Annotated in this window: 11 protein-coding genes and 1 tRNA gene; 7 read left to right on the top strand and 5 right to left on the bottom strand. The window is 63.1% G+C overall.

Translation table 11 applies throughout. From position 1 onward, the window contains the following. Window positions 1-188: 188 nt before the first annotated feature. Window positions 189-638, bottom strand: a complete 450-nt coding sequence (locus M622_RS30465) for a MaoC family dehydratase (protein WP_021249443.1) — start codon at window positions 636-638, stop codon at window positions 189-191. 398 nt (window positions 639-1,036) lie between these two features. On the opposite strand from M622_RS30465, the gene M622_RS30470 reads away from it, so the two are divergent. The 6 genes from M622_RS30470 (at window position 1,037) to M622_RS30495 (ending at window position 10,606) form a co-directional block, all read left to right on the top strand. Further along, a complete protein-coding gene (locus M622_RS30470; protein WP_021249445.1) occupies window positions 1,037-2,419 on the top strand; it encodes a TIGR03013 family XrtA/PEP-CTERM system glycosyltransferase in 1,383 nt (460 codons plus the stop codon). Window positions 2,420-2,451: 32 nt separating this feature from the next. Next, window positions 2,452-4,536 (top strand): XrtA/PEP-CTERM system histidine kinase PrsK, encoded by a 2,085-nt coding sequence (gene prsK / locus M622_RS30475; RefSeq protein WP_021249446.1) that lies wholly within the window; start codon window positions 2,452-2,454, stop codon window positions 4,534-4,536. Further along, entirely contained in the window at window positions 4,529-5,893 is a 1,365-nt protein-coding gene (prsR, locus tag M622_RS30480; RefSeq protein ID WP_021249447.1) for a PEP-CTERM-box response regulator transcription factor, read from the top strand. The genes prsK and prsR overlap by 8 nt, the downstream gene beginning before the upstream one ends. Then, window positions 5,890-8,694: an XrtA/PEP-CTERM system TPR-repeat protein PrsT gene (prsT, locus tag M622_RS30485; protein ID WP_306415637.1), complete on the top strand. Its 2,805-nt coding sequence runs from the start codon at window positions 5,890-5,892 to the stop codon at window positions 8,692-8,694. The genes prsR and prsT overlap by 4 nt, the downstream gene beginning before the upstream one ends. A gap of 218 nt (window positions 8,695-8,912) precedes the next feature. Then, window positions 8,913-9,800 (top strand): lytic transglycosylase domain-containing protein, encoded by an 888-nt coding sequence (locus M622_RS30490; RefSeq protein ID WP_370696039.1) that lies wholly within the window; start codon window positions 8,913-8,915, stop codon window positions 9,798-9,800. Beyond that, entirely contained in the window at window positions 9,797-10,606 is an 810-nt protein-coding gene (locus M622_RS30495) for a S1 family peptidase (RefSeq protein WP_021249450.1), read from the top strand. The genes M622_RS30490 and M622_RS30495 overlap by 4 nt, the downstream gene beginning before the upstream one ends. A gap of 27 nt (window positions 10,607-10,633) precedes the next feature. On the opposite strand, the gene M622_RS30500 is transcribed toward M622_RS30495, so the two are convergent. Together M622_RS30500 and M622_RS30505 are read right to left on the bottom strand one after the other, a co-directional pair. Further along, window positions 10,634-10,708, bottom strand: a tRNA-Arg gene (locus M622_RS30500). 17 nt (window positions 10,709-10,725) lie between these two features. Further along, window positions 10,726-12,837, bottom strand: coding sequence for a site-specific recombinase (locus M622_RS30505; RefSeq protein ID WP_021249451.1), 2,112 nt, complete (start codon window positions 12,835-12,837; stop codon window positions 10,726-10,728). A 139-nt stretch (window positions 12,838-12,976) separates the two neighbouring features. Here M622_RS30505 and M622_RS30510 point away from each other — a divergent pair, with 139 nt between their 5' ends. After that, complete coding sequence (locus M622_RS30510; protein ID WP_021249452.1) at window positions 12,977-14,905, top strand: ATP-binding cassette domain-containing protein; 1,929 nt, start codon at window positions 12,977-12,979, stop codon at window positions 14,903-14,905. A 59-nt stretch (window positions 14,906-14,964) separates the two neighbouring features. Here M622_RS30510 and M622_RS30515 read toward each other — a convergent pair whose 3' ends face one another. Together M622_RS30515 and M622_RS30520 are read right to left on the bottom strand one after the other, a co-directional pair. Then, complete coding sequence (locus tag M622_RS30515; RefSeq protein WP_021249453.1) at window positions 14,965-15,867, bottom strand: hypothetical protein; 903 nt, start codon at window positions 15,865-15,867, stop codon at window positions 14,965-14,967. Window positions 15,868-15,899: 32 nt separating this feature from the next. Beyond that, complete coding sequence (locus M622_RS30520) at window positions 15,900-16,475, bottom strand: LemA family protein (RefSeq protein ID WP_021249454.1); 576 nt, start codon at window positions 16,473-16,475, stop codon at window positions 15,900-15,902. Window positions 16,476-16,477 lie beyond the last annotated feature (2 nt).

Raw genomic sequence — 16,477 nt, forward strand, 5'->3', positions numbered from 1 at the left:
CAAACGCGCCGATGATAGTGAGGTCCGCCCTCGTGAAAGTAGGTCATCGTCAGACTAATTATATGAAAAACCCCCTTGTGCAAAAATGCGTACAAGGGGGTTTTTGCGTCAACGAAAGAATACGTGGGTGAAAGAGCCATTGGTAAAAAAGAGAGGCCTGCGATGCACCTCCCTCCAACAGTACGCGCTTAGCTGCGCAACGGGAGCATCAATTCAGCTTCACCATCGATCACCACGGTTTCGCCACAGGTGCACACGGTTGAAAAAACAACGCGCCGTTTCTCTGCCTTCAGTTCCTTTACTGTCACCGTCGCCACCAGCGTCTGTCCGATCCGCACTGGAGCCTTGAATTTAAGATTCTGCGAAAGGTAGATACTGCCTGGCCCGGGGAGTCGTGTGCCGAATACCGCGGAGATCAGGCCGGCAGAGAGCATCCCATGTGCAATGCGACCGCCGAACATGGTACTGGCGGCGAACTCTTCGTCCATATGCACCGGGTTGTTGTCACCGGATACGCCAGCGAACATCAGGATATCCGCCTCTGATACGGTGCGAGACAGACTTGCGCTCATGCCGACGCTGAGGTCCTCGAACTGATGGCCGTACATTTCGCTGAAATTGCGTTTGCTCTCACTCATTCTGCAGGTCCTGTTGAAAGGGTTTTTTTCGCCTGAGCAGGGGTGCCCGGAGAGCCAAATATAGCCCATCTGTCCGCTCAGCTGTCTGCACATGCGTTGCTGGGCCTTGATCTTGCGCGAGCTTGAGCGGCACACCGGGAGCTGCCAAGCAGCGCTCCGTGTCCGCCTGTGGTGTCGTGTTAACATGGAAACACTGAGCGGCAACTGGCGACGCTGGCGGGTGTTTCAGATTCGCATCGTTGCGCTGCTGATCTCGATTCATCGCATGGTGTCCTTGGCGTGACGGGTTTAACGCCGGTGCTGGCGTTAGTCGGATAGTCTGTGTGCGTCTGTCGGCGTCCTGTGCGGACAGCATTTGAGTCTGTTCCGCAGTGGATCAGTTCAGTCTGGGGTAAAGCATGCTGAAGGTCTTCGTCCACTATTTCCCGTCTCACACGCTGCAACAGGTGCTTTTTGATGCCCTGTTGCTGTTTCTCGTCGTCCTGGTTGCGGTGATCTCCCTGGCTTCGCCCAGCGTGCCGGATTGGGCGGTATTTGTTCCGTCGGCGCTTGTCTTTGCGCTCTCCATGGTGGGCTTGAACACGGCGATGGGGCTCTATCGTCCGGTGATGAAGCGTAGCCACAAACAGGCTTTTGCGCGTGTGGGCCTGTCCTTGCTGGTCAGCATTCCGGTCGCTTACGGGATTTCCGGGCTCTTGCCGTGGGCCGAGCTGGCACCACATTCCTTCCAGTTGAGCGTGGTGTTGTTGCTTGCGACCCTGCTGCTGATGCGTGGCCTGGTGAATCAACGCCAGGCCTCAAGTCTGTTTTCCGCTCGCGTGCTCATCCTCGGCACTGGGCGGGATGCTGCGCAGGTGTACCGCGATCTGACCCGTCCTTTGCAGCGTAGCGTGAATGTCGTCGGCTTCCTGCGTGGAGGCGGTGATGAGAAGCTGGAGGTCGACGGACGTCAGGTGCTTCCCGCTCAAGGCTTGCTTGAGGCGGTGCACGCGATGAAGGTCAACGAAGTCATTGTTGCGGTGCGTGAGCGGCGCGGTGGCGTTCTTCCCATCCGCGAGTTGCTCGACTGCAAGCTGGCCGGTGTGCGCGTGGTTGATCTGACTTCATTCTTCGAGCGGGTCCAGGGTCAGGTCAGACTGGAGTCCTTGCGCGCAAGCTGGCTGATCTACGGTGACGGCTTCCGCCAGGGCTTGACGCGGACCTTCATAAAGCGAGTATTCGACATTCTGGTCGCGGCCTTGTTGTTGATCGTCGCGCTGCCAATCATGCTGGTGACCTGCTTGTTGATCCTTGTCGAGGACGGTGCGCCGATCTTCTATCGACAGGAGCGTGTTGGACTTGGCGGCCGGGTGTTCCGTGTCATCAAGTTTCGCAGCATGCGGCGTGACGCGGAGAAGGACGGCAAGCCACGCTGGGCGAGCACCAATGATGACAGGGTGACGCGCGTCGGGCGGGTTCTGCGCAAGATGCGGATCGACGAGTTGCCCCAATTGTTCAATGTGCTGGTTGGAGACATGAGCCTCGTCGGGCCACGCCCTGAGCGTCCCTTCTTTGTTGATCAGCTCGCACGCGAAATTCCTTTTTATAACGTTCGGCACTGTGTCAAGCCGGGCGTGACCGGATGGGCACAGGTCCGTTATCAGTACGGTGCCTCCGTCGATGATGCGATCGAGAAGCTCCAGTACGACCTCTACTACGTCAAGAACCATACGCTGATTCTGGATACGCTCGTGCTGTTCGAGACGGTGCGTGTGGTGCTGACTGGAGAGGGTGCGCATTGAAATGAGCCGCCCTCTGACGCGGGAAGCCTGACGTGGCAGACCTTGCCTTTTGGGGCTATGGTTTTGCAGCCCTGACCTTCTCCGTCTTTGCGCTATACGTATTCTTTGCCTGGCGTGGGGGGCTTCCTGGGGGCGTCCTGCTGCTGGCGGTTGTCCTCTCCTGTCTATGGGCGGGCGTCGAGGCCGCCGGGGCGCACTTCCCCGCTGCAGCGGCGCTGCCAGTGCTGGGTGTGCTCGCGGACATTCTGCGCGCGGCGGCCTGGTTTGCCTTCCTGATCGTATTGATGCGCCCTTTGTGGGGCGCGCGCGTGCAGTGGCCGGTCTATCTTGCGGGTGCAGTGGTTGCGAGCCAGTTTGTCGCACTCGCACTGGAGATATTTCTGCCTGTGGGTGCCCTCGCGATGCGGCCCATGCTGGTGGCCTGGCTCGCCCATGCGGTGGTCGGCCTGGTCTTCGTCGAACACCTCTATCGGGCGCTCCCTGGTGCTTCGCGCTGGGGTATCAAGCCGCTCTGCATTGCGCTGGGTGCAGGTTATATCTTCGAGCTCTACCTGTTTGCAGATGCGGCCTTGTTCAATCGCATCGATGCCGACGTCCTCGCAGTACGGGGTGTGGCGCATGCCTTGCTCATTCCCCTGATCGGCCTTTCCGGCACGCGCAGCCCGTCATGGACCCTGCGCATGGCGATGTCACGCGAGATGGTTTTTCACTCCACCGCACTCGCGGTCGCTGGCATCTACCTCCTGGTGATCGCGGCCGCGGCGTATTACGTGCGTTACTTTGGCGGCGACTGGGGTCGTGCGCTGCAGATGGCCTTGCTCTTCGCTGGCCTGGTGCTTCTCGGTGCACTACTTTTTTCGGGTTCGCAGCGCGCGCGCCTGAAGGTGTTTCTGAACAAGCACTTTTTTTCCTATCGCTACGACTATCGCAATGAATGGCTGCGCTTCACCCAGGCGCTGGCGTCTGCAGACAAGGGGCTGGACCTCGGTCAGTCAGTGGTGAGGGCGCTGTCCGACCTGGTGGAGAGTTCGGGGGGGCTGCTATGGCTGCGTGACGGTTATGGCAAGTTTGCGCTTCACGCCCGACTGAATCGTCCCGCAGTCGAGGTGCTTGAGTCGGCGGACTCCGATTTCTGTCGGTTTCTCAGCGACCGTGAATGGATCGTCAATCTTGAGGAATATCGCATTCGTCCACAACCCTATGGTGGACTGGTGCTCCCGGACTGGCTGTCAAGCCTGCCGGACGCTTGGCTGGTGATCCCGCTCAAGACCACTGACGCCTTGCTCGGGTTCGTCGTGCTGTCGACTCCGCGGGTGCCGTTCGAGGTGGACTGGGAGGTGCTCGACCTGCTCAAGACCGCCCAGCGTCAGGCCGCAGGCTATCTCGAACGCATGCTCGACGCCGAGGCTTTGCTCGAGGCACGCAAGTTCGACGCCTTCAACCGCATGTCAGCCTTCATCGTGCACGACCTGAAGAATCTGGTGGCGCAGCTCTCGCTGATGCTCAAGAACGCCGAGCGCCATGGACACAAGCCCGAGTTTCAAAAGGACATGCTCGACACCGTGGCGCATGTGGAGGGGCGCATGCGTGGGTTGATGACGCAATTACAGGAAAAGCGTCCGATCGATCCGCCGCGAACGGTCGACCTTTCCCAACTCATGCGCCGCGTGTGTGCGTCCAGGCACGGGCAACTGCCGGTGGTCGAATTGGTGGATCCAGTCCCGCTCCAGGTGCAGGTCAGGGCGCACCCCGAGCGCCTTGAGAGAATCCTTGGGCATGTCGTGCAAAATGCACTGGATGCAACAAACGACGATGGTAAGGTGAGTGCACAGCTCCTTCTTCTGGATGGGGCCAAAGTCAGGATCGTGGTGACCGACACCGGTTGTGGAATGTCGCCCGAGTTTCTTCGTGACCGCCTGTCACGCCCATTTCAGACAACGAAACGCAGTGGCATGGGAATCGGCGTGTTCGAAACGCGCCAGTACCTGAACGAGATTGGTGGCGAGCTCCAGTTCGACAGCCAGGTCGGGCAAGGAACGCGCGTCACTATCGAGCTGCCGCGTCTGATGGGTGGTCGGTCGGAAATTGATGATGGAGCCAGTGAGATTCATGTCTGAAAAGCAGCGAGCGCTATTGATCGTCGAGGATGATCCCGCGCTGCAAAAGCAGATGCGGTGGGCCTTCGATACCCGCGAGACGATCGTGGCCGATGACCGGGAGAGCGCGATTGCGCAGTTGCGCCGCCACGAGCCCGCCGTGGTCACGATGGATCTGGGTCTGCCTCCGGCGCCCGACGACGTCACCGAGGGTTTCCAGCTGCTGCGCGAGATTCTCGCACTGGCCCCGGACACCAAGGTCATCGTGCTCACCGGCCAGCACGATCGCGAAAACGCGGTTCGGGCTGTGGGGCTGGGCGCCTATGACTTCTTTGCCAAACCCTTTGAGCCGGAGCTGCTTGAGCTCACCATCGAGCGCGCCTTTCGCATGCATGACCTGCAGGTCGAGAATGCCCGCCTTGCCGCGGTGGGCAGCAGCCCCTTGTCGGGGCTGCTGACGCGTGATCCCGGCATGCTCAAGATCTGCCGCACCATCGAGAAGCTCGCCTCCGCCTCCGTTACGGTGGCCTTGCTGGGCGATAGCGGAACGGGCAAGGAAGTGCTGGCGCGTGCGCTGCACGTGCTGTCGCCGCGCGTCACTGAACGCTTTGTCGCCATCAACTGTGCGGCAATTCCCGACACGCTGCTCGAGAGCGAGCTCTTCGGCTACGAGAAGGGCGCGTTCACCGGCGCAGTGAAACAGACCCTGGGCAAGATAGAAACGGCTCACAAGGGCACACTTTTCCTCGACGAAATCGGTGATCTGCCCTTGCCCTTGCAGGCCAAGCTGCTGCGCTTCCTGCAGGAGCGTGTGATCGAGCGCGTGGGCGGCAGGGACGAAATCCCGGTCGATGTGCGCATCGTCTGCGCCACCCATCGAGATCTGAAAGCACAGATCAAGGCCGGTCTGTTTCGTGAGGATCTCTACTACCGTCTCGCCGAAATCGTCATTGAAATCCCGCCCTTGAGTGAGCGTGAAGGTGATGCGGTATTGCTTGCCCATGCCTTCGTTCAGCGCTATGCGCATGAAAACGGGCGTGGGTCGATGGCCTTGACCGAGGACGCGATCAATGCGATTGACGCCCACCCCTGGCCGGGCAACGTGCGAGAGCTCGAAAACTGCCTCAAACGTGCAGTGATCATGGCAGATGGCAATCGCATCACGGCCGACGATCTCGGCCTGGAGACGGTCGAGGAAGACTTCGAACGACTCAACCTGCGACACGTGCGCGATGAGGCTGAGCGTAGGGCTGTGCTGCGTGTTCTGGCGCGCACCAACAATAATGTTGCGCGGGCGGCCGAAATTCTTGGTATCAGCCGTCCCTCGCTCTACGATTTGATGAATCGCTTTGATCTGAAGAAGGAGAGTGGATCGTGAATGGCACCACAAAGGGCAGGCAGGATTCAGCTTGGAGCATGGGCGCACGGAGTCTGGCGCTGAGCCTGCTTTCCGCGGCTTTGTTGAGCGCTTGTGGTGACAGCCCGGAGCAGATGATCGCCTCGGCCAAGAGCTATTTGTCCAGCAATGATTCCAACGCAGCTTCGATTCAGCTCAAGAATGCCCTGCAGGAAGATGGCAGTCTGGTCGAGGCCAGGTTTCTGCTCGGACGCATCCATCTTGAAAATGGCGATATACCTGCCGCGATCAAGGAATTGCAACGCGCCTTCGATCTCGGCTACCCGAAGGCAGAAGTCGTCCCCTTGTTAGCCCGGGCGCGCGTCCGCGGCGGTGAGTTCGAGCGCGTGCTGGCCGACTTTGCCGACGTCAAGCTTGAGGACGCATCGGCTCAAGGGCGTCTGCTCGGAGCCGTGGCCGACGCCCAACTCGGCACCACAAAAGTGGCCGATGCCATCGAGACTTATCAACAAGCGCTGGTGGTGCGCGCCGAGGATGTGGAGGCCGGCATTGGTCTGGCACGCGCCCGGCTCCTCAATCGCGAACCTGAGGCGGCAGAGGCAGCGATCCGGGCAGTCATCGCTCACAGCCCCGACAGTGGCGAGGCCCAGGCGACGCTGTCAGATGTCATGCAGGTGCAGGGCAAGCCCGAAGAGGCCATCAAGGCGCTGGAGGAAGCAGTGCGCCTGCGTCCCTCGGTGACGGCCTACCACTACGCGCTGGTATCCCAGCTGTTTCGTGGCGCGCGCCACGAGGAGGCCATAGCGCGTTTCGAACAGATGAAGAGACAGGCGCCGAACCACACCTCCACCCGTTATCTGCAGGCCTTCATAGATGCGCGTGCCGATCGTCTGCCCGAGGCGCGCGACGGACTGATGCAGGTTCTCAAGGAAAGCCCGGACTTCCTGCCCGCGCAACTGCTGGCCGGCACCGTGTTGCTGCGCCTAAACGATCAGGCGCAGGCACGCACTTACCTCAACTCGGTCCTCAGTCGTGTGCCCGGGCAGGAGTTGGCGCGTACCTTGCTCATCAACTCGCACCTCGCCGCCGGTGAGGCGCCGCGCGCGCTCGAGCTCCTGCAACCCCTGCTCGAACGCCCGCTCACCGATCCGCGGCTGCTTGCACTGGCGGGGCAGGTGTACGTGGCCAATGGTGACTTTGAAAAAGCTGAGGACTTTTTCCAGCGTGCCGCCACGGCGGCACCTGAAGACCCCCAGGCGCGTGTGCGCCTTGGCGCAATGCGCATGGCAGGTGGCGATGCCGCAGGCGCCTTTGCCGATTTCGAGAGCGCTTCGGCGATGGATGACAACGCCATTCAGGCCGACCTCGCGCTCGTTGCCACTCACCTTCGCCGTGGCGAATTCGACAAGGCGCTCCAGGCCCAGGAGCGGCTCGAGCGCAAGGCACCGCAGAATCCGCTCGTACACAACCTGCGCGGTGGAGTCATGCTTGGCAAGGGCGACGTGCCGGGCGCACGCGCGGCGTTCGACCAGGCTCTGGCGCTCAATCCGGACTATCTCGCGGCGGCGCTCAACCTCGCACGTCTCGACATCGCCGAGGGCAAGACTCCCGAAGGGCTTGCGCGCATTCGCGCGCTTGCCGATCGCGACGAAAAGAGCGTGGAGGCCCGCCTTGCGCTGGCTGACTTGCAACTCGCGACCGCGGCAACGCCCGCCGAGGTGTTCGCCACCCTCGAGCGCGCCGAAGCGGCTGCGCCCGGAACGATTCCGCCGGCGCTGGCGATCATCTACCATCATCTGCGTAACGGCGAGATACCGAAGGCTCTTGCAGCGGCACAAAAACTCGCTGCGGTCTATCCGAACGACGTGCGTTCAATCGATGCCCTCGCGCGCGCTCAGCTCGCGGCCGGTGACACGCAACAGGCTATCTCGTCCCTCAACCGGCTGGTGAGCTTGCGCCCGCAGTCAACGCTACCTTTGATCATGCTGGCCGACGTGCAGCGCGGTGCCAAGAACGACGCCGCGGCAGAGCAGGCTTTGCACAAGGCACTTGCGATTGATCCCGACGCGATCGATGTACAGCAACGTCTGGTCGGTGTGATGGCTGACCGCGGTGAGCTTGAGGGGGCACTGAAGATCGCACGGACGGTGCAGAAGCAGCATGCTGCGGACCCTGCCGGCTATGCGCTGGAGGCAGGGCTTCATGCGGCAGCCGGGCGCTGGGCTGATGCCGTCACCGGCTACCGCCAGGCGCTCGAGCGCAAGGCGGGTGGGGAGGTCGGGATTCGCCTGCATGCAGCACTGATGCGTGCCGAGCGCACGAGTGAGGCCGACAAGTTCGCCGCCGACTGGCTGCGTCAACAGCCCAAGGACATGACCATGCGCGGCTACCTGGCCGAACGTGCGCTGGGCGAGGGGCGCCACGCCGAGGCCATGGGGATTTTTTCCAGAATGAACGAAATTTCACCCAATAACGCCCTGGTGCTCAACAACCTGGCGTGGGCAGCAAACCAGGTGAAGGATGCGAAGGCCCTCGAGTATGCCGAGCAGGCGCAGCGCCTGGCGCCGGACAATGCGGCCATTCTTGACACCCTGGGCATGATCCAGATCGACCGTGGCCAGACCGAAAAAGGTCTGGGCAATCTTGAGCGCGCGGTAGCGCTCGGTCCAGAGCTGGCCCCGCTGCGACTGAACCTGGCGAAGTCCTACGCGCGTCTGGCACGCAAGGACGAGGCGCGCAAGGAGCTCAACACGCTACTGCCCAAGCTGAAGGAAGGAACGCCACTGCACAAGGAAGCCGTTGAACTCTTGAATTCACTCTGAGTGCTCGCCAGCGCTTGTCACAGCACGGCCAATGCTCCTGGCCGCATTTGTCGGGTGCGGATTTCGGTGGCCTCGGAGCCTCTCAGGGCCATGCAGCGCTGGTGTGCCGCCCTGGAAGGTGATCGATCGAGCGTCAGATGACAAAACCGTCCAAATCGATATCTTGCTGCTTGAACGCCTGCGCCGTGTTTCGGCGTCGGGCGAAGTGCGTGCTCGGCTTGCTGTGGGTGCTGCCGGCGCCGGCTGCATTGGCGATCGACGAGGCACGCATTGCGCAGGCCTTCGCTGAACAGGCGCGCTACCTGGCCGCCGAAGCGGTGAGCTACGAACACGGTGAAGGGGTTCCGCGTGACCAAGCCTATGCCGCCCGGCTGTACTGCGAATCCGCGCGTCTGGGCGATGCACAGGCGATGTACTCCCTGGGCTGGATGTATGCCAACGGGCGCGGCATCGAACGCAACGACGCCTATGCCAACACCTTGTTCGCCATGGCGTCCTTCGCAGGTGACGCACTCGCCGCTCGCATGCAGCGTGTGACCGGCAGCTACACCGGTGCGGTGCCGGATTGCCTGCACACTCCCGCTGCGATCTTGCAGCAGCGCTGGCCGGTCGACGCCCTCATTGCACGCCTGTCGGCCGAGCGTCAGGCGATCGCCCGCCTGCTCGCCGATCTGGCGCCGCAATACGGCATCGAGCCCGCGCTGGCGCTGGCCATCGGCCTGACCGAGTCGGCCCTGAATCCGCAGGCGCTGTCGCCGAAGAACGCAATGGGGGTGATGCAGCTCATCCCCGAAACCGCAGTTCGTTTCAATGTCAGTCGTCCCTACGACCCGGAACAGAACATCCGGGGCGGGCTGGCCTATCTGCGCTGGTTGCTGGCCTATTTCGAAGGCGACATCGCCTTCGTCGCGGCCGGCTACAACGCCGGTGAGGGCGCGGTCGATCGTTACCGTGGCGTCCCCCCCTACCGCGAGACGCAAGCTTATGTGGATCGCATCCTGCGTCATGTGGGGCAGGAACTGCATCCCTTCGACAGCGCGGTGACCAAGCCCAGCCAGATGTTGCGCGGCTTGCGTCTGGCCGCGCAGGAAGACCAAGAGACATGAACCACCAGTCCCCGCAGCAAGTGCAGTCCTCACACCGTCGCCGCATCCTCCACGCCGCTTGCGCACTCGGCCTGACAGTCGGTCTGTCCGGGCTCGTGCGCGCTGACCTGGTCGGCATCCTGCCGCATATCAAGCCTTCGATTGTCGCGGTAGGGACTTATCAGCGTACGCGCAGCCCGGCGTTCCAGTTTCGGGGCACCGGCTTCGTCATCGGTGATGGCTTTCTGGTCGCAACCAATGCCCATGTGCTGCCGGACACGATCGCGAGCGAGAACCGTGAAGCCCTGGTCATCGTCGTTCCTGGTGGGGGTGAGCAAGGTACGGTGAGAGCGGTGAGCCGGGTTGCCGACGAGCGTAGCCGCGATCTGGCACTGTTGCGCCTTGACGGCGGGCCAGCCCTGCCCGCGCTGGCGCTTGCCGCACGCGAACGCGTGCTCGAAGGGCAGGAGATCGCCTTCACCGGCTTCCCCATCGGCAGCGTGCTGGGCATGACACCGGTCACCCACCGCGGCATTGTCTCCGCGATTACCCCGATCAGCATCCCCCAGGCCAACGCGCGCGACCTCAACCCGGCGCTCATCCGCAGTCTCAGCAATGACGTGTTTCGCGTCTACCAGCTCGACGCCACCGCCTATCCCGGCAACAGCGGCAGCCCGGTGTTCGACCCGCAGACGGGTGAAGTGATCGGCGTGATCAATATGGTGTTCGTGAAGTCGACCAAGGAGAGCGTGCTCTCCGATCCGTCGGGGATCAGCTACGCGATTCCGGTGGAGTATCTGCACAAGTTGCTCGCCCAGCTGCGCTGAAGGCAAGGGAGCACGCACCAATCGAGGTGGCCTCGTCACCAGGAATCGAACCTGGATCTGGCGCTTAGGAGGCGCCTGTTCTATCCGTTGAACTATGACGAGACTTGCAGCCGCGCATTCTAGCCGTTCGGGGGCTGCTCACCAATAGGCGAAGTGGTGATGACCGGCTTTGTTGTGCCGCTGCGCGGCGTGCGTTCGCTGCTGACGGACACCGCCTTGACGTCTTCGGTCGGCGGCGGATTACGCAGTGGCGGCAGCAGGAAATCCTGCGGCCGACGCAGGAAGCGGCGCATCAGCATCAGGCCAAGGCTGCGCCCCTGGGCGAAGCTGATGCGCCGCGCACGCATGGCAACGCTCAATGTCAGCGCAAAACTCACCGCCAGGTTGACCAGCCCGATCAGCAGCACACCGCTCAGTGCCAGCACCACTGCCTGAGTGCTCAGCTTGAATTCGAGCGCGCTCGAGGCATAGCCCAGGTAGGCGGAGGAAAAGGCAATGTGACGGATGTCGAGCGGCAGTCCGAACAGCACACCCAGTGCGGTCATGCCGCCGAGCATGAAGCCGAAGAACAGATTGCCCGCCAGGGCGCCCAGATTGTTCTCGATGTAGCTGGCGATACGTTCCACGCGCGCCTTGCCCAGCACGCGTCGTGGCCAGCGTAGTTGCAGCAGGCGTTCGGGGATGCGATTGTAGGCCGACATGTTGTCGTAATAGCCGGCGATCAAGCCGGACAGGAACAGGCAGACGCCAGCGATGGCGGCAAAGAACAGCGCGCCGCCGAGTGGATCGATTTCCGCCAGTAGCTGATGCGCCTTGTCCGGGCTGACGAAGTGCCTCGCCGTGAAGTGGTGGATGGCCATCCCGACCAGGATCGCCGCCGGGATGGCGGTGCCGAGGTTGCCGAGGATGGCGGCGAGCTGGCTGCGTACCGTGCGGGCGATGAGATCGGCCAAGGCTTCGAGGTTGCGCGTGCTGCCGCGCGCTTCCCCGATCGAGGCGACGATGGCGTTGGCGGTCATCGCGGGCTGCTTGGTGGCCACGGTGCCGCCGAGGATATGGATGAGCACAAAGCCAATGCCGTAATTGAGGCAAAAGGCCAGGGCCTCATTGAGCGGCGCCATGCCCTGCTTGTCGAGCACGATCTTCATGCCCGCCATGAGCGCGATGATCAGACCGCCCAGCATCGCCGAGCCGAGGATGCTGAAGTATTCGCCGCGGGTGCTGGTGATGTATTTCTCGCCCGTCTTGCTTGCGCTCTCGGTCATGCGCAAGGACAGGATTTCGAGGTTCTGGCTCCAGTAGTCGCTGAGATGGTTCTTGCGACACTCCGCCCGCACCAGGGTCTTGAACAGGCGCACGATGCGCGGCGCGACGTCGGCAACGACGCGACGTGCGCGCAACTCCTTGAGCATCGCAATCAGCTCTTCGATGCGGTCCAGGTGCTGGCGCAGACGTTCGAGCTTGAAGGTGAGGGTGAGGCTGGTGCCGATCTTGGTGGCGCGCTTGCGTACGCGCTGCAAGACCTCGTAGCACTGCGCCAGCATCACCGTCAGGTGGCGATCATCGGTGAGCAGGGCCTTGGGTGTGACCCACCAGTCGCTGTAGTGCTCGATGTAACTGATCAGTTCGGCGTTCTGGGCGAGAAAGGGTGACTCGTACTCTTCCAGGTTGGGGTCGATGCGTACCAGCTCCGGGTCGAGGCCAATCGCCGACACGTGGTAGGACAGCACGCGCAAGGACTCGAGGATCTCGCCCACCGCCGCTGGCAGCGGGCTGGCGTCCTCTTCCACCATGGGCGTCTCGTCGCCAACAAGGGTGGCGATGAGCTCGAGCCAGACCGCGTCGCACACGCCAGTGACCCAGACCTCGTCATCCGGACGGTGAAAGACCGCCGACAGCATATCCTTCAGGTAGGCGGTGTCGAGCACCTCGGGTAGCAGGCGATGCGAAATCCGGTTCGAGGTCTCGGAAAAGAACCCGGTCGAAGGCAGCAAGCCCGATGACACATACAGCGAGACCTGCTTGCGCTCGGCGAACACGCGCAGAAAGGCCGCGCGCAGGGAAGTGAGCAGCTCGGGGTTGCGCGCGAGACAATGCATCAGCGTGCGCAGGTTCTCGGCCGCTTCGTCAATCTGGTGGGCCTGTTGCGGGCGCAGGCGATCGACCACAGCCACCCAGGGGGCTACCAGATCCTCGTCAGCCTGGCCAAAGCGCCTGAGGGTGCTTTCCATCTATTGGCTCCTGCATGTCGGTCATGCGCGACACGCTCATATTTGTGCACCGCATTATCGGGTAATCCGCCCGGATTGCGAGTGGGGGGCTAAAATTCCCATATTGCCTTCATGACCGCCTTGCGGACTACCCCACGCCATGCCCCTGCTGTCCGTAGAAAACGCCTGTCTCGCCTTTGGCCATGTCGACCTGCTCGACAAGGCCAGCTTCCAGCTCGACGCGGGCGAGCGCGTCGCCCTCATCGGCCGCAACGGCTCGGGCAAGTCCAGCCTGCTGCGGGCGATCGCCGGGCAGGCCACGCTGGACGACGGCCTGGTGTGGCGCGAGGTGGGTCTGGTGACTGCCTACGTGCCACAGGAGCCGGATTTCGACCTCGAGCGCGACGTGTTCGCGACCGTGGCCGATGGCCTGGGCAATGCCGCGCAACTGCTGGTCGATTATCACGCCGCGATGATGCTCGTGGTCGAGGATGCGAGCCCGACGGCGCTGGCCCGGCTCGATGCGCTGCAGCATGAGCTCGAGGCCGCCGACGGCTGGCGTCTCAGTCAGCGTGTCGAGCACATGCTCGCCCGTCTCGGGCTCGATGCGGCAGCGAAGGTTTCCAGCCTGTCGGGCGGCGGGATCAAGCGCGTGGCGCTGGCGCGCGCGCTGGTTGCCGAGCCTGATCTGCTGCTGCTCGACGAGCCGACCAACCACCTCGATATCGACGGCATCGTCTGGCTTGAGAGCCTGATCCGGGATTTTCGCGGTGCGGTCATCGTCATCACCCACGACCGCGTGTTCCTCGACAGCGTTGCCACCCGCATCATCGAGCTCGACCGTGGCCGGCTGGCCAGCTACCCCGGGCGTTTTTCCGACTATCTGCGGCGCAAGGCCGAAGAGCTGGAAGCGGAGTCCAAGGCGGCGGCGCGTTTTGACAAGTTCCTTGCGCTGGAAGAGGTGTGGATCCGCAAGGGGGTGGAGGCCAGACGCACCCGCAAAGAGGGTCGGGTGCGACGTCTCGAAGCGCTGCGCAATGAGCGCGCCGCGCGTCGCGATCGTCTCGGTAACGTCAGCCTGGCCGTCGATCGCGGCGAGAAAAGCGGTCAGATGGTGGCCGAGCTCATCCATGTCAGCAAGCATTACGGCGATCGCACCGTGGTGCGCGACTTCTCCGCGCGCATCATGCGCGGCGACCGTATCGGCTTCATCGGCCCCAATGGCGCCGGCAAGACCACCTTGCTCAAGCTCATTCTGGGCGAGATCGAGCCCGATGAAGGCACGGTGCGCCGCGGTACGCGTCAAAGCGTGGCCTACTTTGACCAGATGCGTGAACAGCTTGACCCCGAGCTGCCGCTCACCGAGGTCATCAGTCCGGGTTCGGAGTTCATCGAGATTGGTGGTGAGCGCAAGCATGTCATCGGCTATCTGGGCGACTTCCTGTTCGCACCGCAGCGCGCACGTTCGCCGGTGAAGTCGCTGTCGGGCGGGGAGCGCAATCGTTTGCTGCTCGCCCGTCTGTTCGCACGCCCGGCCAATCTCATGGTGCTCGACGAGCCCACCAATGACCTCGACATCGAGACCCTGGATTTGCTCGAGGACTTGCTCACTCGTTACGACGGCACCTTGTTCCTCGTCAGTCACGACCGCGCTTTCCTCGACAACGTCGTCACCCAGGTGATTGCCGCCGAAGGCGATGGACGCTGGGGGGAATATGCGGGTGGCTACGCTGACTGGCAGCGCGTGCAGGCCGCACGTGCCGAGCAGGACAGCGTGCGTGCGGTGGACAAGCGATCGTCTGTCTCCAAGCCGCGCGCGGCGGAGGCCAAGCCCCCCAGTCGGGCGGCGCGCATGTCATTCAACGACAAGCGTGAGCTCGAGGCTCTGCCCGACCGCATCGCTGCCCTGGAGGCCGAGCAGGCTGCCCTCCATGCACGCATGGCCGACCCTGCGCTGTACGAGCAGGCGGCGCAGCAGGCGGCGCAGGAAACGGTGCACATCAACACCCGCCTCGGCGAGCTCGAGGCCGAGATCGACGCTGCGATGCAGCGCTGGGAAGAGCTCGAGGCACGCGCCGCATCTGCGTAAGCACGGCGGCCTCAGGCGCCCGGGGTGTGGACAGGACGCGGGGGCGAGAAAGGCGGGCGCTAGAAGACGCCGAGCTGGCTGAACCAGGCGCTCGCAGCCGCTGCGCCAAGGAACACTGCGAGGTGGAAGGCCGCCAGCCACTGATAGCGGCGTGCGATCCTGTGCGGGTCAAGATCAGAGATCAGATACAGGCGCGGCTGGAGGGGCTTTCGCATCACGTGCGCCTCGGGTGCGGCCAGGATCTCGTTGCGCACACGGCCGACTTCGCGCTTTGCCGCCATGCGCGCAAGCTCCCATTCGCGCACATCGAGTTCGCCGTTGCCGTCAAGGTCGAAGCGCTGCAGCAGCTGGGCCTTGTCCGCCTTCCAGGTCGCGAGCAGCTCGCCTAGCTGAGCGCGGCTGTCGAAGTCGGCACTGACGCTGCCCAGCGTGATGAATTCGCCCAGGGCGTAGACGCTGTCGTTATTGATCAGTGACCACTGCGTGCTGCGGGTGTCGCCACGTGTGCTGACATCACGCCGTCGCACCAGCATCTCGGCGCCTTCGGGGTCCACCGCGCACACGCCGCTGCCATCGTCGAGCAGGAAGGAGGCATCGCTTTCGCTGGTATCGACCGTGTGCCACTTGCCGTCGGCGCGGCGGCGCTCGGTGAGGACCCGGTACCACAACACCGGCAGGCCATCGACCGGGGAATGAAGCGGAGTGCCGGCCAGCGCACGCGCGCGGCCACGCAGCTCTACATAGCCCTGGGCTGCGGACGCGATGCGGGATGTGGGTGTGTCCAGGATCAGGCGGGAGTGCTGCACCGAGCGCAACCAGCCGTAGAGTCCGCTGGCCAGCAGCAGGGCGAGGGCGGCGATGCTGCCCCAGGCCGTGTCTGCACGCAGCGCGGCAGCGATCACGCCGAGCTGCAGCAAGGGCAGCGCCGCGTCCAGTCGGGCGTGCTTGAGGCGGACCAGCATGCCTTGGGAGAGTCGCCCTGGGTCGCGCAGGCTCAGGCGCTGAAGAGGGCCTTGAGGTCGATGTCAGCCTTCTCCGCGCTCGAGAACTGCAGCAGCGGTTGGCTGACGAAGGCGAACAGGCGGGCGATGATCAGGTCGGGGAATTGCTCGATGCGCACGTTGAGCAGGTTGACCGCCTCGTTGTAGAGCTCGCGTCGGTCGGCGATGCCGTTCTCCAGCGCGGTGATGCGGCTTTGCAACTGCATGAAATGTTCGTTTGCCTTCAATTCGGGATAGGCCTCGGCAACCGCGAAGATCTGCCCCAGGCCGGCCCTCAGCATGCTTTCGGCGGCGCCCAGTGCGCCGACATCATGCGCCTCGCGTGCCGCGGCCACGCGCGCACGCGCCTCGGTCACGCGGGCAAGGGTGGCTTGTTCGAAGTGCTTGTACTGGCGGCAGACTTCGACCAGCTTGGGCAGTTCGTCATGGCGCTGCTTGAGCAGCACGTCGATGTTGGCCCAGGCCTTGGCGACACCGTGCTTCAGATTGACGAGTCCGTTGTAGACCAACACGCCATAGACAAGCGCGACGACAGCGAGGCCGAGCAGCACTGCGGTAGAGATGCTCATGG

Origin of the sequence: Thauera terpenica 58Eu (genome assembly GCF_000443165.1) — a bacterium.
Taxonomy (GTDB): domain Bacteria; phylum Pseudomonadota; class Gammaproteobacteria; order Burkholderiales; family Rhodocyclaceae; genus Thauera; species Thauera terpenica.

Excerpts from the sequence above, each read along its gene's own strand:
- M622_RS30515 (WP_021249453.1), bottom strand. The coding sequence starts at position 15,867 with ATGCTGGTCCGCCTCAAGCACGCCCGACTGGACGCGGCGCTGCCCTTG.
- M622_RS30505 (WP_021249451.1), bottom strand. The coding sequence starts at position 12,837 with ATGGAAAGCACCCTCAGGCGCTTTGGCCAGGCTGACGAGGATCTGGTA.
- M622_RS30520 (WP_021249454.1), bottom strand. The coding sequence starts at position 16,475 with ATGAGCATCTCTACCGCAGTGCTGCTCGGCCTCGCTGTCGTCGCGCTT.
- M622_RS30510 (WP_021249452.1), top strand. The coding sequence starts at position 12,977 with ATGCCCCTGCTGTCCGTAGAAAACGCCTGTCTCGCCTTTGGCCATGTC.
- prsR (WP_021249447.1), top strand. The coding sequence starts at position 4,529 with ATGTCTGAAAAGCAGCGAGCGCTATTGATCGTCGAGGATGATCCCGCG.
- M622_RS30495 (WP_021249450.1), top strand. The coding sequence starts at position 9,797 with ATGAACCACCAGTCCCCGCAGCAAGTGCAGTCCTCACACCGTCGCCGC.
- M622_RS30470 (WP_021249445.1), top strand. The coding sequence starts at position 1,037 with ATGCTGAAGGTCTTCGTCCACTATTTCCCGTCTCACACGCTGCAACAG.
- M622_RS30465 (WP_021249443.1), bottom strand. The coding sequence starts at position 638 with ATGAGTGAGAGCAAACGCAATTTCAGCGAAATGTACGGCCATCAGTTC.